Raw genomic sequence first — 19666 nt, 5'->3', positions numbered from 1 at the left:
TACTGACGAGCTGAGAATTCTATTTCAGTATTATAAGTTTGAAAAAGAAAGAGGACGAGTCATATGCTAAAAGGGAAAAAGATACTTCTATGTGTAACAGGAGGCATTGCGGTTTTTAAAGCAGCTGCGTTAACGAGTAAATTGACACAATCTGGCGCGATTGTCAAAGTAATGATGAGTGAGTCGGCAATGAAGTTTGTTACGCCTCTTACATTCCAAGCGCTTTCTCGCCATGATGTATATACGGATACATTCGATGAGAAAGACTCAGCTGTTATTGCTCATATTGATTTAGCAGATTGGGCGGATGTTGTACTTGTCGCACCTGCTACTGCCAATTGTATTGGAAAGTTAGCTGGTGGTATTGCAGATGATATGATTACAACTACTTTGTTAGCTACTACAGCTCCGGTATGGATTGCGCCTGCTATGAATGTGCATATGTATGAAAATAAAATAGTTCAAAAAAATATGATGACATTGAAAACGCTAGGATATACATTTATTGAGCCTGGGGAAGGCTTTTTAGCATGTGGATATGTAGCGAAGGGACGACTAGAAGAACCTGAAGCAATTATTGCACGGTTAGAGGAAGCTTTCTCAGAACACAAACCATTGCAGGGAAAAAGAATATTAATAACTGCTGGCCCAACACGTGAAAAGGTTGATCCAGTTCGTTTTATGACGAATTTTTCTTCTGGGAAAATGGGGTATGCGATTGCGGAAGTGGCAGCGAATTTAGGCGCTGATGTTATACTCGTTTCAGGACCGACAGCATTAAATCCACCGTTACATGTAACGACAGTGCAAGTGGAATCTGCACAAGATATGTTAGAAGCAGTTCTTCAACATTATCAAAACGTAGACGTTGTCATTAAAACAGCAGCAGTTGCAGATTATCGTCCGAAATATGTGCATGAGAATAAAATGAAAAAGCAAAATGGTGATGCTGTCATTGAACTTGAAAGAACGGTGGATATTTTAAAAACGTTAGGTCAGAAAAAGGATAAACAGTTACTTATCGGTTTTGCTGCTGAAACGACAAATGTAGAGGAATATGCAACGAAAAAACTACGTGAGAAAAATGCAGATATGATTGTCGCGAATGATGTAAAAGCGCAAGGAGCTGGATTTGGCACGGATACGAATATTGTAACAATGTATAGAAAAGATGGAAAAGTTATTGAGTTGCCACTTTTAATGAAAAAAGAGGTAGCTCGTGAAATATTGAAGCAAATTGAAATGATGTTAGAAGATGATCGTTTATGAAATTTGCAAGTGTAATTGTTGATGTACCTGCCCGTCAGACAGATCGACCATTTGATTACATTATTCCTAAAAAATGGGAAGATATTGTACAGACAGGAATGCGTGTAGTAGTTCCGTTTGGGCCAAGAAAATTGCAAGGTTTTATTATTGGGATTAAAGATTCGGTGGATGTAGAAAGTAAGAAGTTAAAGACAATCCATGAAATATTAGATGTAACACCGGTTTTAAATGATGAATTATTAAAGCTTGGATATTGGCTTACAAGTGAAACGTTATGCTACATGATTTCAGCTTTTCAAGTGATGCTTCCAACTGCGATAAAAGCAACGTATAAAAAACGTCTACAACTTTGTAAACAGGAAGAAATAGCACCTGAAATACTATATTTATTTCAGGATAAAGAAGCAATTGATTTTGAAGTAATCGAGCAACAGCCACATTTATACCGAACTATTCAACAAGAAATTAAAAATGGTACGGTTGAAGTCGTTTATCAAGTGAAAGATAAAGTACAAAAGAAGAAGCAAAGAGTGGTTCAGCCGGAGTTGCCAGAAGATAAATTGGAATTAGCGGCATTTGAACTGAAAAGTAAAAAACAACAAGATGTACTTTATTATTTTGTGGAAAATTATAAAAGTACACCGTTGAAAGTAATTACAGAAGAGTTACAAATAACAGATGCTCCAATAAAAGCACTTGTTAAAAAGGGATTCATTTCAGAAAAGTATGTGGAAGTATACCGAAATCCGTATGACGATGATGATTTTGAACAAACAAAACCATTTCCACTTACGGAGGAACAAAAACAAGTTATTACACCGATTTTATCATCAATTACAAATGAAACTTATAATCCATTTTTGCTATATGGTGTTACAGGAAGTGGAAAGACAGAAGTATATTTACAATCTATAGCAGCAGTGCTCAAGAAAGGAAAAGAAGCTATCGTTCTTGTTCCTGAAATTGCACTAACGCCCCAAATGGTGGATCGTTTTAAAGGTAGGTTTGGCTCGCAAGTTGCAGTTCTTCATAGTGCGTTGTCTGTTGGAGAAAAGTATGACGAGTGGCGTAAGATTTTAAGAAAAGAAGTGAAAGTTGTAGTTGGTGCGCGTTCAGCTGTTTTTGCGCCTTTTGAGAATTTAGGGATTATTATTATTGATGAAGAGCATGAATCAAGTTACAAACAAGAAGATAATCCGAGGTATCATGCAAGAGATGTAGCTGTCTGGAGAGGACAATATCATAAATGTCCTATCGTTCTTGGTAGTGCGACACCAACACTTGAATCGTTTGCAAGGGCGAAAAAAGGTGTTTATGAACTATTAACAATGGAAAAACGTATGAATGAACAAGCTTTACCAACGGTAGAGATTGTTGACATGCGAGAAGAACTTCGTGACGGGAATCGATCAATGTTTTCTAAGGCGCTGCATGAAAAAATAGCAGATCGATTAGAAAAGAAAGAACAAATGGTACTCTTTTTAAATAGAAGAGGTCATTCTACATTTGTTATGTGCCGTGATTGTGGGTATGTTGTCCAATGTCCGCATTGTGATATTTCATTGACATATCATAAAATGAATCATCGTTTAAAATGTCATTATTGTAGTTACGAAGAGAATATGCCAACTGAGTGTCCAGCTTGTCAAAGTACATACATTCGTTTCTTTGGTACAGGTACACAAAAGGTAGAAGAAGAAATTACAAAACTATTTCCAGAGGCGCGAGTCATTCGAATGGATGTAGATACGACAAGTCGAAAAGGAATGCATGAAAAATTATTAAAGGCGTTTGGGGAAGAAAAAGCAGATATATTACTTGGAACACAAATGATTGCTAAAGGATTAGATTTTCCGAAAGTAACGCTCGTTGGGGTTTTAACTGCAGATACGATGCTTCACTTACCTGATTTTCGGGCGAGTGAAAAGACATATCAGTTATTGACGCAAGTAAGTGGACGAGCGGGTAGACATGAATTGCCAGGGGAAGTTGTGATTCAAACGTATACGCCAGAACATTACAGTATAGAGTTAGCGAAGAACCAACAATATGATGTGTTTTTTGACCAAGAAATGCAAATGAGACGAACAAGACAATATCCCCCATATTACTATGTTGTACTCGTAACTGTATCTCATCCAGAATTATTAAAAGCGGTACAAGTGACGGAAAAAATTGCCTCGTATTTACGAACGCATTGCTCACAGCAAACAATGGTGCTAGGACCAGTTGCTTCAGCGATTCCAAGGATAAAAGATAGATATCGTTATCAATGCATGATAAAATACAAACGGGAACCAAACTTAAAGAACGTGCTCAAAATGGTAAATGAACATTATCAAGCAGAAATGCAAAAAGAGCTACAAATCTCAATTGATTTTAATCCAACAATGTTAATGTAGCGGAGGGAAATATGGCAGTTTTACAAATAATAAAGCATCCAAATGAAGTGTTAGAAACACCATGCGAAAGAGTAATTAACTTTGATAAAAAGTTAGTGAAATTGTTGAAAGATATGCATGAAACAATGTTAATTGCGGACGGAGTCGGTTTAGCTGCGCCTCAAGTAGGTGTAAGCTTGCAAGTAGCGGTTGTTGATGTCGATGATGATACTGGAAAAATCGAGTTAATCAATCCATCAATATTAGAAAAACGTGGTGAACAAGTAGGTCCCGAAGGCTGTTTAAGCTTCCCGGGACTTTATGGTGAAGTAGAACGTGCCAATTATATTAAAGTAAGAGCGCAAAATCGCCGTGGGAAAGTATTCTTATTAGAAGCGGAAGGATTTTTAGCGCGTGCAATTCAACATGAAATTGATCATTTACACGGTGTTTTATTTACATCGAAAGTGACAAGATATTATGAAGAAAACGAACTAGAATAGGTGTTAAAAGGAGCGGTTTTTAAATGATAAAAGTAGTGTTTATGGGAACACCGGACTTTTCAGTGCCGGTGCTTCGTCGTCTTATTGAAGATGGCTATGAGGTAGTAGGTGTTGTGACGCAACCTGATCGTCCAGTAGGTAGAAAAAAAGTATTAACACCTACACCTGTTAAAGTTGAAGCGGAAAAACATGGTATCCCTGTGTTACAGCCGTTAAAAATTCGTGAAAAAGATGAATATGAAAAAGTATTGGCATTAGAGCCAGATTTAATTGTAACAGCTGCATTTGGGCAGATTGTACCAAATGAAATTTTAGAAGCACCAAAGTATGGGTGTATTAATGTTCACGCTTCTTTACTTCCTGAACTTCGTGGTGGTGCACCAATTCATTATGCAATTATGGAAGGTAAAGAAAAAACAGGTATTACAATTATGTATATGGTAGAAAAATTGGATGCTGGTGATATCTTAACGCAAGTGGAAGTTGAAATTGAAGAGCGTGAAACGACAGGCTCATTATTTGATAAATTAAGTGAAGCAGGAGCACACCTTCTATCTAAAACAGTGCCTTTATTAATTCAAGGTAAGTTAGAACCGATTAAACAAAACGAAGAAGAAGTAACGTTTGCGTACAATATAAAACGTGAGCAAGAGAAAATTGATTGGACAAAAACAGGTGAAGAAGTATACAATCACATTCGCGGATTGAATCCATGGCCAGTTGCTTATACAACTTTAGCAGGACAAGTTGTTAAAGTATGGTGGGGGGAAAAAGTGCCTATAACTGAACCGGCTGAAGCAGGTACGATTGTTGCAATCGAAGAAGATGGTTTTGTTGTAGCAACGAGTAATGAAACAGGTGTTAAAATTACTGAATTGCAACCTTCTGGTAAAAAGCGTATGAGTTGTTCACAATTTTTACGTGGAACAAAACCTGAAATTGGAACGAAGTTAGGAGAAAATGCATGAGACAAAATGTTCGTGAATTAGCTCTTGATGGTTTAATTCAAGTGGAAAAAAGTGGTGCATATAGCAACTTACTTTTAAATAATCTAATTGAAAAAAGTGCAATTGATAGAAAAGATATTGGTTTATTAACTGAAATTGTATATGGAACGATTCAACGTCGTGACACATTAGATTATTATTTACAGCCTTTTTTAAAAAAGAAGGTTGAGGCGTGGGTAAGAGTATTGCTTCGCTTATCTTTATATCAAATGATTTATTTAGACCGAGTGCCAGAAAGAGCGGCTATTCATGAAGCGGTTGAGATTGCAAAGCGTCGCGGGCATAAAGGAATTGCTGGTATGGTGAACGGTGTATTACGTTCGATTCAGAGAGAAGGTGTACCTTCTGTAGATGAAATCAAGGATCCAGTAGAACGTCTTGCAATTACAACAAGTCATCCAGTTTGGCTTGTCCAAGAGTGGACTTCAGAATACGGTTTAGAAACTGCAGAAAAAATGTGCGAAGTAAACATGTTACCCCCTGTACCAACAGCGCGTGTGAATGTTGATAAGGTAACTGTAGAAGAAGCGATTGAGTTGTTAGCAAGTGAAGGTATAGAAGCAAAACGTGGTGACTTATCAGATGATGCTATTCAGATTGAAAGAGGAAATGTAGCGCATACAGAAGCGTTTAAAAAAGGATTTCTTTCTATTCAAGATGAAAGTTCTATGCTTGTAGCACGCGCTTTAGAACCGAATACGGGAGATGCAGTTCTTGATAGTTGTGCTGCTCCAGGCGGAAAAACAACGCATATCGCGGAACGATTAAAGGGAACTGGTAAGGTCATGTCCCTTGATTTACATGCACACAAAGTACGTTTAATTAAACAGCAAGCAGAGCGACTTGGTCTAGAAAATGTCGAAACTAAAGCGCTAGATGCTAGAAAAGTGCAAGAGCACTTTGCAAATGAAACGTTTGATAAAATATTGGTAGATGCACCGTGTTCTGGATTTGGTGTAATTAGACGTAAACCTGATATTAAGTTAGGAAAAGATAAAGGCGATAGTGAAAGATTATCGACGATTCAAATTGCAATACTAGAAAAAATAGCACCATTATTAAAACAAGGCGGTCGTCTTGTTTATAGTACGTGCACAATTGAGAAAATAGAAAATGAACAAGTAATAGAGAAATTTTTACAAGAACATCCTGAATTTGAATGGGATACTACGCTTAAAGAGCGTATGCCAGAAAAATTAACTCCGTATATTGATGAAGGTCAAGTGCAAATTTTACCGCATTATTTTGCGACGGATGGCTTTTATATTGCTTGTTTAAGGAAGAAGGTGTAGCATCATGGAAACGACTGTAAGAAAACAAAAGAAAAATTTAGAAACGAAGAAACCATCAATTTACTCTTTACAACTTCATGAAATGCAAGATTGGTTAAAGGAACAAGGAGAACCGAAGTTCCGTGCTGGACAAATTTTTGATTGGTTATATAAAAAACGTGTAAAAAATTATGAGGATATGTCAAACCTTTCTAAAGGATTGCGTGATAAATTGTCGAATTCCTTTGATATTACTACTTTAAAAACGTTAGTAAAACAAACGTCTTCGGATGGAACAATTAAATTCTTATTCCAATTATATGACGGATATTCTATTGAAACGGTATTAATGCGACACGAATATGGAAATTCCATTTGTGTAACAACGCAAGTTGGTTGTCGTATTGGGTGTACGTTCTGTGCTTCGACACTTGGTGGATTAAAGCGAAACCTAGAAGCTGGAGAAATCGTAGCGCAAGTAGTAGAAGTTCAGCGTGCGCTTGATGAAACAGAAGAACGTGTAAGTTCTCTTGTTGTTATGGGGATTGGAGAACCATTTGATAACTATGATAATTTAATGGGATTCTTACGCATCATTAACCATGAAAAAGGACTTCATATTGGTGCGAGACATATGACTGTTTCGACGAGTGGAATTATCCCGAAAATTTATAAGTTTGCTGAAGAAGATCTACAAATTAATTTTGCGATTTCATTGCATGCTCCAAACTCAGAATTACGTTCAAAATTAATGCCGATTAACCGTGCTTATAAATTACCAGATTTAATGGAAGCTATTAAATACTATGTAAATAGAACGGGGCGTCGTATTACTTTTGAATATGGATTATTTGGAGGAGAAAATGACCAAGTAGAGCATGCTGAAGAGCTTGCTGCGCTCTTAAAAGGTGTAAAATGTCATGTGAACTTGATTCCGGTAAACTACGTACCTGAACGTGATTATGTACGTACGCCACGTGAACAAATTTTCTTGTTCGAGAAAACGTTAAAAGATCGTGGAGTGAATGTAACGATTCGCCGTGAACAAGGTCATGATATTGATGCAGCCTGCGGTCAGTTGCGTGCGAAGGAGCGCAAAGAAGAGACGAGGTGACGAGATGAAAGCCGTATTTCTATCGGATAAAGGAAAAGTTCGTCAACATAATGAAGATAGTGCAGGAGTTTTTCACAATTTAGATGGAAATGTATTAGCGGTAGTAGCAGATGGAATGGGAGGTCATCGAGCTGGTGATGTAGCTAGCTCGATGGCCATTCAATTATTCCATGATTATTGGAAGCAAACACATAATATGAATGAGCCGAAAAAAGTAGAACAATGGTTACATACTAGTGTTGGGATTATTAATGAGCGTATATATGAATATGCTCAGCAAAATGCAGAATGTAATGGTATGGGAACAACGCTTATAATAGCTGTTTGTACACCAAACTTTGTGACAATAGGGCATATAGGAGATAGTCGTTGCTATATGGTATCAGAAGGAGAAATGACGCTAGTAACGGAAGATCATTCACTTGTAAATGAGCTGGTGAAACATGGTGAAATTTCAAAGGAAGACGCAGAGTATCATCCGAAAAAGAATGTGTTATTAAGAGCATTAGGAACAGAAGAAAAAGTTGGGTTAGATGTTAAAACGTTGGTGATTGAGGAAGATGATCAATTACTTCTTTGCTCTGATGGGTTATCAAACAAAGTTTCTATTGATGATATGCGACAAATTTTACAGTTAAATGAACAGCTTGAAGGTAAAGGGCAGTATCTCATTCAATTGGCAAATGATCGCGGTGGAGAAGATAATATCACACTTGTTCTTATTGATTATGCGGGTTCGACAAACGAAAGTAGGTGAAGTGCAACGTGCTGATTGGAAAACGCTTAAATGACCGTTATAAGCTGCTGAAAATGATTGGTGGTGGCGGAATGGCCAATGTATATTTAGCTCATGATGATATACTTGGCCGAGATGTAGCGGTAAAAATATTAAGACTCGACTACTCAAATAACGAAGAGTTTATTAAACGTTTCCATCGAGAAGCGCAGTCTGTTACAACGTTGTCGCATCCAAATATTGTGAATATGTATGATGTCGGAGAAGAAGATGGTATATACTATCTTGTCATGGAATATGTACCAGGGCAAACATTGAAGCAATACATAATTGAGCGAGGGATGTTACCTATAGGAGAAGCTCTTGATATTATGGAGCAGTTAACATCCGCTATGGCACACGCCCATCATTTTGAAATTGTGCATCGTGATATAAAGCCGCACAATATTTTAATTCGAGCTGATGGAATAATAAAAGTAACAGATTTTGGAATTGCGACAGCTACAAGTGCAACAACAATTACACATACAAATTCAGTGCTCGGTTCAGTCCATTATTTATCACCAGAACAGGCACGTGGCGGAATAGCAAATAAACAATCAGATATCTATTCTCTTGGGATAGTTATGTTTGAATTGTTAACAGGAAGACAACCGTTTTCTGGCGAATCTGCTGTTGCTATAGCTTTAAAACATTTACAAAGTGAAATCCCATCACCAAAAAGATGGAATGAAAATATTCCGCAAAGTGTTGAAAATATTATATTAAAAGCAACTGCAAAAGATCCGTTCCATCGATATCAATCTGCCAATGCGATGAAGCGAGATATTGAAACTGCGCTATATCCAGAGAGGATAAATGAGCAACCGTTTTACATACCAGAAGATATGGAAGCGACGAAAGCGATTCCGATTATTCAACAAGAACAATTATTTGAAAATGTAAGTGATGAAACGATTGTTTTAAAAGGGAGTAAGGTGGAAGAACCGATAAGAGCAGAAGCAGCTGAGTTAGATAAGAAGAAAAAACGGAGTAACAAGTGGCTTAAAGTTTTAATTTCAACATTTTTATTTTTAGCAATAGGAATAACATTAGCGCTTACGGTTATTCCAGGATTATTTATTCCGAAAGATGTGAAAGTTCCTGATGTGGCTGGTATGAAATACACGACAGCTGTAAATACATTAGTAGAAAAGGGCTTTGAGGTGACGGAGCCTAATATTGTATATACAGATGATGTTGAAGTTGGGGATGTAATAAAAACGGACCCTGTAGCAGGAAGAGTCGTAAAAGAAAACGCTAAAATTACTATCTATCAATCAGGTGGGAAAAAGAAAAGTAAGATGGCGAATTTCACAGGGCAAAACTTTGAGAGTGTAAAAGCTGAGTTAGAAGAAAAATATAAACAAGTTACAGTAAATTATATTGAAAATGATAAGCCGAAAGGTGAAATTGTAGAGCAAATTCCGACGCCTGATCAAATGGTTATAGAAGCGGAGCAAGAACTGAAAATCTGGGTAAGTAAAGGTCCTTATCAAATTAGACCAGGTGACTTTTCGGGGTGGACTGAAAATAGTGTAACTGGTTATTTGAATGAGAGAAAACTAACGTCAGATATAAAACGAGAGTATTCAGATATAGTCGAAAAAGGACTTGTAATTTCGCAATTTCCAAAACCAGGTACACCATTAAAAGAGGGAGATAAAGTAACTATTATTATCTCTGATGGTCAAAAGCCTAAAGTGACTAAAACGGTAAAATTGGACAATATCTCTATCCCATATGAGCCTGCTGTAACAGGTGAAAAAAAGCCGCAAACAATAGAAATTTATAAAGAAGACATGCAGCAAAAAATGGATAGACCGGTTGAAACGAGAACAATTACTGAATCAGCGACTATTTCTTTAGAATTTGTAATTCAAGAAGGTTCAAAGGGACACTATAAAATTGTACGAGATGGAGTAACGATTATTGATAAAGAAGTACCATATCCAACTCAATAATAGTGAAAGTCTACTTATTATTATTGCCTGTTATGCTGTCTACAAAGTGGACGGTATAGCAGGCAAAAATATATGATTCAAAAAGCTAGTAAAGTGATGCAGCTGTAAATATTTTTTTGCATTTAATGGGAAATTTAATGTATATTAGCAAAAGTATATATGGTAGGTTTTGAAATCGTTATTTAGAAAATTTAAATCCATTCATTTTTAAATTCAGCATCACCTTATACAAAAAAGGAGAATTCTATGCCAGAAGGAAAAATTATAAAAGCTTTAAGTGGGTTTTATTACGTGCAGCATGAAGAAGGGGTTACGCAATGTCGTGGACGAGGTGTATTTAGAAAAAATAAAATTACACCACTTGTAGGAGACCAAGTTGTTTTTCAGGCAGATAATCCAACTGAAGGTTATGTGCTTGAAGTGTTTGATCGAAAAAATGAACTTGTTAGACCTCCTATTGCTAATGTCGATCAAGCGATCCTTGTGTTCTCTGCAGTAGAACCAGATTTTAATCCTGGACTGTTAGATCGATTTTTAGTGCTGATTGAATATCATAACATTAAGCCAATTATTTGTATTAGCAAGATGGATTTAGTAGATGAAAAGATGAAAGCAACTGTTGAAGCTTATGCGAATGATTATCGTGAGATGGGTTATGATGTTTTATTTACTTCTATTAATACGTCAGAAAGTATTGATATATTAAAACCATACTTAGAAAAGTGTGTTTCTGTCGTTGCGGGTCAATCTGGTGTGGGGAAATCTTCAATGCTTAATGTGCTACGTCCAGAATTAGAGCTGAAAACAAATGATATTTCCTCCCATTTAGGACGCGGGAAGCATACGACAAGACACGTAGAATTAATTGCAATTGGGAGTGGACTAGTAGCAGATACACCGGGTTTTAGTTCACTAGATTTCATTAATATAGAAGTAGAAGATCTTACATATTGTTTTCCAGAGTTGAAAGAAGCGAGCCAATACTGTAAATTTAGAGGGTGTACACATCTTTCTGAACCGAAATGTGCGGTGAAAGCTGCGGTTGAAGAAGGGAAGATTACAGAATATCGCTATAAGAACTATAAACAATTCGTAGAAGAAATTAGAGAGAGAAAGCCGAGGTATTAGTTATGATTAAAATTGCACCATCGATTTTATCAGCAGATTTTTCAAAATTAGGGGAAGAGATTAAAGATGTAGAAAAGGGCGGAGCGGATTACATTCACGTTGACGTAATGGATGGACATTTCGTACCAAATATTACGATTGGACCGTTAATTGTAGAAGCTATCCGTCCAATTACATCATTACCATTAGATGTACATTTAATGATTGAAAATCCTGATAACTATATCCCGACTTTCGCACAAGCGGGAGCGGATATTATTACTGTTCACGTAGAGGCGTGTCCACATCTACATCGTACAATTCAGTTAATTAAATCTCATGGTATTAAAGCGGGCGTTGTATTAAATCCACATACGCCAGTTTCAGTAATTGAGCATGTATTAGAAGATATAGATATGGTATTACTTATGACAGTAAACCCTGGATTTGGTGGACAGAAGTTTATCCATTCTGTATTACCGAAAATTAAACAAGTTGCAGACATGGTGAAAGAGCGCAATCTAGAAGTAGAAATTGAAGTTGATGGTGGTGTAAATGCTGAAACAGCAAGACTTTGTGTGGAAGCAGGAGCAAATGTACTTGTAGCTGGATCAGCAGTATACAATCAAAAAGACCGCGGTGAAGCAATTCGCGTAATTCGTGGGTAGTGATGAACTTTATCCTAGTAAGGTATTCATAGGATAGCGTAAAAATATGTAAAAAGGCAATCTACCGAATGGCAGATTGCCTTTTTACAATGGAAGGGGAAGAAAAAATGATTATTCATATTTTGGCAGGAGGACCTTCGGAATATTGTGCAGATTTTGCTCGATATGAGGATGAGGAAGTAGTGTGGGCAGCGGTTGATAGGGGAGTATACCGTCTATTAAAGAAAGGGATTACACCGGCTGTTGCGTTTGGAGATTACGATTCAGTTACCGAAGAAGAATTAGTATGGATGGGACAGCAAACGAACGAATTACATATTGTTCCGCGAGAAAAAGATCAAACGGATTTAGAAATTGCAATTAACTGGGCATTAGGACAGAAGCCGGCACTAATTCGTATTTTTGGTGCTACCGGTGGAAGGCTTGATCACGGTTTGGCAAATATACAGATGCTTTTAAAAGGGTTAGAAGTAGAGATAGAAATGTGTATTGTGGACAATAAAAATGAAATAACAGTTAAAAAAGTGGGTACACATATAATTGAAGAAAATAAAAATTTTCCTTATGTATCTTTTGTACCAGTTACTGAAATAGTGGAAGGGATTACATTGTTTGGTTTTAAGTACCCGCTTACTAATAAAACAATAGAGTGGGGATCAACACTTTGTACTAGTAACGAACTCGTTGAGGAAAAAGGTACTTTTTCATTTACTTCTGGCATATTAATGTTGATAAGAAGCACTGATTGAAGAAACAATTTTGCTCCTTACATCATATAGTGACCAAGTGGAGTAATGGGGATTAGGAGGGAAACCATGAGATTTTATACAATTAAGTTACCTAAATTTCTTGGTGGAATTGTTCGTGCAATGTTAAATACCTTCAAAAAAGATTAAAAAAGCACCTATCACCGGTGCTTTTTCCATTGTTATAGTAAAAAAAGAGCCTATCGGCTCTTTTTTTTATTATTAAACACGTTCGATTTTGCCAGATTTTAATGCTCTAGCAGAAACGTAAACACGTTGAACTTTTCCGTCGATGCGTACGCGAACTTTTTGAAGGTTAGCGCCCCACTTACGTTTTGTAGCGTTCATTGCGTGAGAACGAGAGTTACCAGAACGAGCTTTTCTTCCAGTAATAGCACAAACACGAGCCATTTATATTTCCCTCCCTTGATACCTTACCATACGTAATTTTTCAATGTTAGTCTTTTATGCGATGCTAAAAACACTACTATAATTTAACACAACTAAAAAGAGAATGCAACACCGTAGAAAAAAGAAATCAAGAAAATTTACTTGACACTATATGTCAATGAAGAAAAGTTGAAATCCATAAAAATTGCTTGACATATTATAGTGGTACATGTTGTATAATAACAATGGACTATTTTGCTCATCATAAAAAAGTGTAATTTAAAACATAAAATATGAGAGTGAAAAGAAAGAACGATGGAATTTTCTTTAAAAAGATTATATGATAGTAACTAAAGTAGTCTAGCTCACTTTCACCATTTATGAAGGGGGAAACGAGATGTCAATTGAAATTAAAACGAAGTACGGTCAAATTGATATTAGTACAGATGTAATTGCAACAATTGCTGGAGGTGCCGCGGTAGATTGCTACGGTATCGTAGGTATGGCATCAAAAAATCAGTTAAAAGATGGATTAACAGACATTTTACGAAAAGAAAACTTCACTAGAGGTGTTATTGTTCGTAAAGATGAAGATGAAGTACATATTGATATGTATATTATTGTGAGCTATGGTACGAAAATTTCAGAAGTGGCACATAATGTGCAGACGAAAGTGAAATATACATTAGATCAAACTGTAGGACTAGCAGTAGATTCTGTAAACATCTACGTACAAGGAGTTAAAGTAATAAACTTGTAATGTGCATTAAGGAGGAAAATCTGTGTCAATTCAAAAAATTGATGGAAAACGTTTATCACAAATGATCATGCAAGGAGCGAATAATTTAACAAATAATGTTCAGCTTGTTGATGCATTAAACGTATTTCCAGTTCCAGATGGCGATACCGGTACAAACATGAACTTATCTATGACTTCAGGTGCGCGTGAAGTGAAAGCAAATCCTTCACAGCATGCTGGTAAAGTCGGCGTAAGTTTAGCCAAAGGATTATTAATGGGAGCTCGTGGTAACTCTGGAGTTATTTTATCTCAGTTGTTCCGTGGTTTCTCTAAATCCATTGAACAAAAAGAAGAATTAACAACAGTTGATTTTGCTGCAGCACTAGAAGCTGGAGTAGAGGCGGCTTATAAAGCGGTTATGAAACCGATTGAAGGAACGATTTTAACGGTTGCAAGAGAAACGGGTAAATATGCAGTAACAGTTGCGAAAAAACAGCGCGACTTTGTTTTGTTTATGGAAGACGTTGTGAAAGAAGCAAACGCATCGTTAAATCGTACGCCAGATTTATTACCTGTATTAAAACAAGTTGGCGTTGTAGATAGCGGTGGTAAAGGTCTTGTAGTGGTATACGAAGGGTTTTTAGCTGACTTAAAAGGAGAAACGATTTCTTCTGATGCACCGACGCAACCATCTATGAATGAAATGGTACGCGCAGAACATCACCGTAGTGTACAAAGCCAATTGAGTACAGAAGATATTAAGTATGGATATTGTACAGAGTTCATGGTGAAATTAGAGGCTGAAAAGGTGAAAGAGCATAATTTCTCTGAACAAAAATTCCGTGAAGATATTAGTGTATATGGTGATTCTCTACTAGTTGTGTCTGATGATGAAATTGTAAAAGTTCATATCCATGCAGAACATCCTGGAGACGCTATGAACTACGGGCAAAAATACGGTAGTTTAATTAAGATTAAAGTAGAAAATATGCGTGAACAGCATACTGCTTTGTTAGATGAACCTACTATGGTTCCTGAGCAACCAGCTCAATCGAAAGAAAAACAACCATATGGTATCGTAACTGTAGCTATGGGATCTGGTATTAAAACTTTATTTGAGAGCATCGGCGCAACGAAAGTTATCGAAGGTGGTCAAACGATGAATCCAAGTACGGAGGATATCGTAAAGGCAATTGAAGAAGCAAATGCTGAAAAAATCATTATTTTACCGAATAACGGAAATATTGTAATGGCAGCAGAACAAGCGGCATCAGTTGTAGATCAAGAAGTTATTGTTGTTCGTTCGAAAACAGTTCCTCAAGGTATGGCAGCAATGTTAGCATTTAACCCAGTTGGAACGTTAGAAGAGAATGAAGAAAACATGCAAGAAGCTTTATCTCATGTGAAAACAGGTCAAATTACGTATGCTGTACGTGATACGGAAATTGATGGTGTAGCAATTCAAAAAGATGATTTCATGTGTATTGCAGATGGGAAAATTGTATCTACAAATGCTGAAAAAGTAGGAGCTGCGAAGCAATTACTAGAAGCGCTTATTGATGAAGATTCTGAAATCGTAACGATTCTACAAGGGGAAGATGCAACTGATGAAGAAGTAGCGGAGTTAGTTGAATTTGTAGAAGAGAAATTTGAAGATGCAGAAGTAGAAGTACATGCTGGAAACCAACCAGTGTATTCTTTCATCTTCTCTGTAGAATAAGATAAGATTCGTTTTGAAAATAAATGGATTACTTACTTGCTAATGGATAAGAAGTAGTAATATGAAGTTTATTACTAGTTTTTATTCAAAAGGCTAGCATATTGAAGAGAGAAAAGAGCCTTGCTGCTAATAGTGAGGCTCTTTTTTACTTGTTTTATATAAGGGATTTGAGTAGTTTCTCTTAGAATGCCTATGATAGAATATATAAGGTGAAAGAGAGCGATTACAGATGCTAATTGGTACTCAAATAAAATGCAATAAAGAAAATAATGTGACGGGGTGTGAGAATCTTGAATGATGTTGTACAAGTTCCTGTTACGGATGTAAAGGGGATCGGAGGAGAAACATCTGAGTTACTACATGAGATGGGTATTTATACAGTTTCTCATCTATTAGAACATTTTCCGTACCGTTATGAAGATTATGCGATGAAAGATCTTGCTGAAGTAAAGCATGATGAACGTGTAACGGTTGAAGGGAAGGTTCATAGTGCTCCTTTGCTGCAATATTATGGTAAGAAGAAATCGCGTTTAACAGTTCGTGTTCTCGTCGGTCGTTATTTAATTACGGCGGTATGTTTTAATAGGCCTTACTATAAGCAAAAATTAAAGTTAGATGAAACGATAACGATTACTGGTAAATGGGATCAACATCGTCAAACAATTGCTGTATCAGAACTTCATTTTGGACCGGTTGTACGTCAACAAGAAGTGGAACCTGTTTATTCAGTAAAGGGGAAACTTACAGTAAAACAGATGCGTCGTTTTATTGCTCAAGCGTTAAAGGAATATGGAGATTCTATAGTCGAAGTGTTACCGGATGGTTTGTTAGGGCGATATAAATTATTACCAAGATATGAAGCGCTCAGGGCATTGCATTTTCCGGTAGGACAGGAAGATTTGAAGCAAGCGCGTCGCCGTTTTGTATATGAAGAATTTTTCTTATTTCAGCTGAAAATGCAAACGCTCCGGAAAATGGAGAGGGAAAATTCAAAAGGGACGAAGAAAGAGATTCCGTCAGCAGAATTACAAGAATTTATCGATGCACTGCCGTTTCCATTAACGGGTGCGCAGCGCCGAGTTGTAGATGAAATTTTGAAAGATATGACATCTCCTTATCGGATGAACCGACTATTGCAAGGTGACGTTGGTTCTGGGAAAACAGTTGTTGCTGCGATTGGTCTTTATGCATCGAAATTAGCTCATTATCAAGGTGCTTTAATGGTTCCTACAGAAATTTTAGCTGAGCAACATTATCAGTCGCTTGCTGAAACGTTTTCGCATTTTGGTATGAAGGTGGAACTGTTAACAAGTTCTGTTAAAGGGGCGAGACGTCGAGAAATTTTAGCGAAGTTAGAACAAGGAGAAATAGATATTCTTGTTGGAACGCATGCCTTAATTCAAGATGAAGTTATATTTCATAGGTTGGGTCTCGTTATTACAGATGAACAGCATCGATTTGGTGTAGCGCAGCGCCGAGTTTTACGGGAGAAAGGTGAAAGTCCAGATGTATTATTTATGACAGCGACACCAATTCCGCGTACGCTTGCAATTACTGCATTTGGAGAGATGGATGTTTCGATAATCGATGAGATGCCAGCAGGTAGAAAGGTGATTGAAACATACTGGGCAAAACATGATATGTTAGATCGCGTTCTCGGTTTCGTTGAAAAGGAGATAAAAAAAGGAAGACAGGCATACGTTATTTGTCCTCTAATTGAAGAATCTGAGAAACTTGATGTGCAAAATGCTATCGACTTACATAGTATGCTGACGCATCATTACCAAGGGAAATGCCAAGTTGGATTGATGCATGGGAGATTATCGTCTCAGGAAAAAGAAGAGATAATGGGACAGTTTAGTGAAAATAAAGTACAAATTCTTGTATCGACAACAGTTGTTGAAGTAGGTGTGAACGTACCGAATGCGACTGTAATGGTTATTTATGATGCAGAACGTTTCGGTTTATCGCAGCTTCATCAGCTTAGAGGGCGTGTCGGCCGTGGTAGTGAACAATCATATTGTTTATTAATAGCAGACCCTAAATCAGAAACAGGGAAAGAAAGAATGCGCATAATGACTGAAACAAATGATGGATTTGTATTGTCAGAAAAAGATTTAGAATTACGAGGTCCTGGAGATTTCTTTGGGAGTAAGCAAAGTGGCTTACCAGAATTTAAGGTTGCTGACATGGTACATGATTATCGAGCGTTAGAAACGGCAAGGCAAGATGCGGCGATACTAGTAGATTCAGAAGCGTTTTGGCACAATGATCAGTATGCTGCCTTGCGTACGTATCTTGATGGGACAGGTGTGTTCCAAGGAGAGAAGCTCGATTAAAGGGAGTCAACAAAAGTTTTTGTTGCATTCTACTTTTAATGATTATATACTACTGTTAGTACCTAGTCATAAAAATGGATGGTGCGGTATGAAAAAAAGAAGAAGTAAAAAAGAAAGACAAGAGTTATTACAACAAACAATCGAATCAAATCCTTTTATTACGGATGAAGATTTAGCGGAAAAATTTCAAGTGAGTATACAAACGGTACGACTTGATCGTATGGAATTGTCTATTCCTGAATTAAGAGAGAGAATTAAACATGTAGCTACAAAGCAACATGAAGAAGATGTGAAATCTTTACCGTTAGAAGAGGTTGTTGGAGAAATTATTGATATTGAATTAGATAGACATGCAATCTCTATCTTTGAAGTAAAGATAGAACATGTATTTAAAAGAAATCAAATCGCTCGTGGGCATCATCTGTTTGCGCAAGCAAACTCACTAGCTGTTGCGGTTATTGATGAAGAATTAGCTTTAACTGCAAAGTCTACCATTCGATACATTCGCCCTGTAAAATTAGGAGAGCGTGTTGTTGCAAAAGCGCGCGTTGAAGATGTAGAGAATGATAAAGGACGGACGGTTGTCAAAGTGCGTAGCTTCGTTGGAGAAGAACTTGTTTTTACAGGCACTTTTGAAATGTATCGATCTAGTAATTATAGTGAGGAAGGTAACAACTTATGAAAATCGCAATAGATGCAATGGGCGGAGATCACGCTCCAAAGGCTGTAGTATTAGGGGCAATGAAAGCTATTAAGGAATATTCTGATTTACATATTACGTTAGTAGGGAAAGAAGAGGAAATTCGTCAATACTTAACGAGTGATGAACGAATTACTATTCTTCATACAGACGAAAAAATAGAATCAACGGAGGAACCAGTAAGAGCGGTTCGTCGAAAAAAACAAGCTTCAATGGTGCTTGCGGCACAACAAGTAAAGGATGGAGAAGCAGACGCTTGTATATCCGCAGGTAGTACAGGAGCTTTAATGGCAGCTGGATTATTTGTAGTCGGTCGTATGGAAGGAATTGAGAGACCAGCTTTATCGCCTACAATGCCAACTGTAGATGGAAAAGGTTTTGTTATGTTAGATGTTGGAGCAAATGTTGATGCAAAACCAATTCATTTATATCAATATGCAGTAATGGGATCTGTTTATGCTGAGAAGGTAAGAGGAATTGAAAATCCTCGCGTTGGACTATTAAACGTTGGAACAGAGGATGGAAAAGGAAACGAGCTTTCAAAGCAAGTATTTGCAATGCTTAAAGATGCGCCAATTAATTTCGTGGGGAACGTTGAATCAAGAGATTTATTGCAAGGTGTAGCAGATGTTGTTGTATGTGATGGTTTTACAGGGAATGTAGCGTTGAAATCATTAGAGGGAACAGCACTTGCGCTATTCTCTATGTTGAAAGAACAGTTAATGAGTTCATTTACGAGCAAATTAGCAGCGGCGGTATTAAAGCCAAAACTTATGGTATTAAAAGATAAAATGGATTATTCGGAGTATGGAGGAGCTGCATTATTTGGATTGAAAGCACCTGTCATTAAGGCTCACGGTTCTTCTAATGATCAGTCGATATTTAGTGCGATTCGTCAAACGAGAGAAATGGTAGCGAAAGAAGTAATTCCTACGATTTCAAGCGTAATGGAGAAAGAGTCACTCCAATAAGA

General features: G+C 37.0%; 18 protein-coding genes. 17 read left to right on the top strand and 1 reads right to left on the bottom strand.

Annotation, left to right across the window (positions count from 1 at the left end; translation table 11 throughout):
- Positions 1–63 precede the first annotated feature (63 nt).
- The 12 genes from coaBC to spoVM all read left to right on the top strand — a co-directional run bounded on the left by coaBC (position 64) and on the right by spoVM (position 12955).
- Positions 64–1269 (top strand): bifunctional phosphopantothenoylcysteine decarboxylase/phosphopantothenate--cysteine ligase CoaBC, encoded by a 1206-nt coding sequence (coaBC, locus tag GD442_RS18610; protein WP_000911750.1) that lies wholly within the window; start codon positions 64–66, stop codon positions 1267–1269.
- Positions 1266–3671 (top strand): primosomal protein N', encoded by a 2406-nt coding sequence (gene priA, locus GD442_RS18605; protein WP_000666720.1) that lies wholly within the window; start codon positions 1266–1268, stop codon positions 3669–3671. Before coaBC ends, priA begins: the two co-directional genes overlap by 4 nt.
- Positions 3672–3682: 11 nt before the next feature.
- Positions 3683–4153 carry a peptide deformylase gene (gene def / locus GD442_RS18600; RefSeq protein WP_098213872.1) on the top strand — a complete coding sequence of 157 codons (471 nt, stop codon included), beginning with the start codon at positions 3683–3685 and terminating at the stop codon, positions 4151–4153.
- A gap of 23 nt (positions 4154–4176) precedes the next feature.
- On the top strand, positions 4177–5121 hold the full coding sequence (gene fmt, locus GD442_RS18595) for a methionyl-tRNA formyltransferase (RefSeq protein WP_000598804.1): 945 nt from the start codon (positions 4177–4179) through the stop codon (positions 5119–5121).
- Positions 5118–6452, top strand: a complete 1335-nt coding sequence (gene rsmB / locus GD442_RS18590) for a 16S rRNA (cytosine(967)-C(5))-methyltransferase RsmB (protein WP_001249666.1) — start codon at positions 5118–5120, stop codon at positions 6450–6452. The genes fmt and rsmB overlap by 4 nt, the downstream gene beginning before the upstream one ends.
- 4 nt (positions 6453–6456) lie before the next feature.
- Positions 6457–7545 (top strand): dual-specificity RNA methyltransferase RlmN, encoded by a 1089-nt coding sequence (gene rlmN / locus GD442_RS18585; protein WP_000450540.1) that lies wholly within the window; start codon positions 6457–6459, stop codon positions 7543–7545.
- Positions 7546–7549: 4 nt separating this feature from the next.
- The gene (locus GD442_RS18580) at positions 7550–8302 is read left to right on the top strand and encodes a Stp1/IreP family PP2C-type Ser/Thr phosphatase (protein WP_088321974.1); all 753 of its coding nucleotides are present in this window, start codon (positions 7550–7552) and stop codon (positions 8300–8302) included.
- Between the two features lie 8 nt (positions 8303–8310).
- Entirely contained in the window at positions 8311–10284 is a 1974-nt protein-coding gene (gene pknB, locus GD442_RS18575) for a Stk1 family PASTA domain-containing Ser/Thr kinase (protein ID WP_159365142.1), read from the top strand.
- 246 nt (positions 10285–10530) lie between these two features.
- Positions 10531–11412, top strand: a complete 882-nt coding sequence (gene rsgA / locus GD442_RS18570; protein ID WP_098213873.1) for a ribosome small subunit-dependent GTPase A — start codon at positions 10531–10533, stop codon at positions 11410–11412.
- A gap of 2 nt (positions 11413–11414) precedes the next feature.
- Complete coding sequence (gene rpe, locus GD442_RS18565; protein ID WP_000589974.1) at positions 11415–12059, top strand: ribulose-phosphate 3-epimerase; 645 nt, start codon at positions 11415–11417, stop codon at positions 12057–12059.
- 68 nt (positions 12060–12127) lie between these two features.
- Positions 12128–12808, top strand: a complete 681-nt coding sequence (locus GD442_RS18560; RefSeq protein WP_159365141.1) for a thiamine diphosphokinase — start codon at positions 12128–12130, stop codon at positions 12806–12808.
- Positions 12809–12874: 66 nt separating this feature from the next.
- Positions 12875–12955 carry a stage V sporulation protein SpoVM gene (gene spoVM / locus GD442_RS18555; RefSeq protein ID WP_001213599.1) on the top strand — a complete coding sequence of 27 codons (81 nt, stop codon included), beginning with the start codon at positions 12875–12877 and terminating at the stop codon, positions 12953–12955.
- A 72-nt stretch (positions 12956–13027) separates the two neighbouring features.
- On the opposite strand, the gene rpmB is transcribed toward spoVM, so the two are convergent.
- Positions 13028–13216: a 50S ribosomal protein L28 gene (gene rpmB, locus GD442_RS18550; protein ID WP_000124776.1), complete on the bottom strand. Its 189-nt coding sequence runs from the start codon at positions 13214–13216 to the stop codon at positions 13028–13030.
- Between the two features lie 376 nt (positions 13217–13592).
- On the opposite strand from rpmB, the gene GD442_RS18545 reads away from it, so the two are divergent.
- From GD442_RS18545 to plsX, 5 genes are all read left to right on the top strand, one after another.
- On the top strand, positions 13593–13955 hold the full coding sequence (locus tag GD442_RS18545) for an Asp23/Gls24 family envelope stress response protein (RefSeq protein WP_000021109.1): 363 nt from the start codon (positions 13593–13595) through the stop codon (positions 13953–13955).
- A 22-nt stretch (positions 13956–13977) separates the two neighbouring features.
- A complete protein-coding gene (locus tag GD442_RS18540) occupies positions 13978–15654 on the top strand; it encodes a DAK2 domain-containing protein (RefSeq protein WP_000027129.1) in 1677 nt (558 codons plus the stop codon).
- 290 nt (positions 15655–15944) lie between these two features.
- Positions 15945–17993, top strand: a complete 2049-nt coding sequence (recG, locus tag GD442_RS18535) for an ATP-dependent DNA helicase RecG (protein ID WP_001000816.1) — start codon at positions 15945–15947, stop codon at positions 17991–17993.
- Between the two features lie 88 nt (positions 17994–18081).
- Positions 18082–18675: a transcription factor FapR gene (gene fapR, locus GD442_RS18530; RefSeq protein WP_000747348.1), complete on the top strand. Its 594-nt coding sequence runs from the start codon at positions 18082–18084 to the stop codon at positions 18673–18675.
- Complete coding sequence (gene plsX, locus GD442_RS18525) at positions 18672–19664, top strand: phosphate acyltransferase PlsX (RefSeq protein WP_000684100.1); 993 nt, start codon at positions 18672–18674, stop codon at positions 19662–19664. The genes fapR and plsX overlap by 4 nt, the downstream gene beginning before the upstream one ends.
- Positions 19665–19666 lie beyond the last annotated feature (2 nt).

This window comes from Bacillus sp. A260 (assembly GCF_009861435.1).
GTDB lineage: Bacteria > Bacillota > Bacilli > Bacillales > Bacillaceae_G > Bacillus_A > Bacillus_A cereus.
Note: the sequence above shows the minus strand (reverse complement) of the source record. Positions and strands in the feature narration are given on the sequence as shown.

Coding starts and splice junctions, on each gene's coding strand:
- coaBC (WP_000911750.1), top strand. CDS start 64: ATGCTAAAAGGGAAAAAGATACTTCTATGTGTAACAGGAGGCATTGCG.
- priA (WP_000666720.1), top strand. CDS start 1,266: ATGAAATTTGCAAGTGTAATTGTTGATGTACCTGCCCGTCAGACAGAT.
- def (WP_098213872.1), top strand. CDS start 3,683: ATGGCAGTTTTACAAATAATAAAGCATCCAAATGAAGTGTTAGAAACA.
- fmt (WP_000598804.1), top strand. CDS start 4,177: ATGATAAAAGTAGTGTTTATGGGAACACCGGACTTTTCAGTGCCGGTG.
- rsmB (WP_001249666.1), top strand. CDS start 5,118: ATGAGACAAAATGTTCGTGAATTAGCTCTTGATGGTTTAATTCAAGTG.
- rlmN (WP_000450540.1), top strand. CDS start 6,457: ATGGAAACGACTGTAAGAAAACAAAAGAAAAATTTAGAAACGAAGAAA.
- GD442_RS18580 (WP_088321974.1), top strand. CDS start 7,550: ATGAAAGCCGTATTTCTATCGGATAAAGGAAAAGTTCGTCAACATAAT.
- rsgA (WP_098213873.1), top strand. CDS start 10,531: ATGCCAGAAGGAAAAATTATAAAAGCTTTAAGTGGGTTTTATTACGTG.
- rpe (WP_000589974.1), top strand. CDS start 11,415: ATGATTAAAATTGCACCATCGATTTTATCAGCAGATTTTTCAAAATTA.
- GD442_RS18560 (WP_159365141.1), top strand. CDS start 12,128: ATGGCAGATTGCCTTTTTACAATGGAAGGGGAAGAAAAAATGATTATT.
- spoVM (WP_001213599.1), top strand. CDS start 12,875: ATGAGATTTTATACAATTAAGTTACCTAAATTTCTTGGTGGAATTGTT.
- rpmB (WP_000124776.1), bottom strand. CDS start 13,216: ATGGCTCGTGTTTGTGCTATTACTGGAAGAAAAGCTCGTTCTGGTAAC.
- GD442_RS18545 (WP_000021109.1), top strand. CDS start 13,593: ATGTCAATTGAAATTAAAACGAAGTACGGTCAAATTGATATTAGTACA.
- fapR (WP_000747348.1), top strand. CDS start 18,082: ATGAAAAAAAGAAGAAGTAAAAAAGAAAGACAAGAGTTATTACAACAA.
- plsX (WP_000684100.1), top strand. CDS start 18,672: ATGAAAATCGCAATAGATGCAATGGGCGGAGATCACGCTCCAAAGGCT.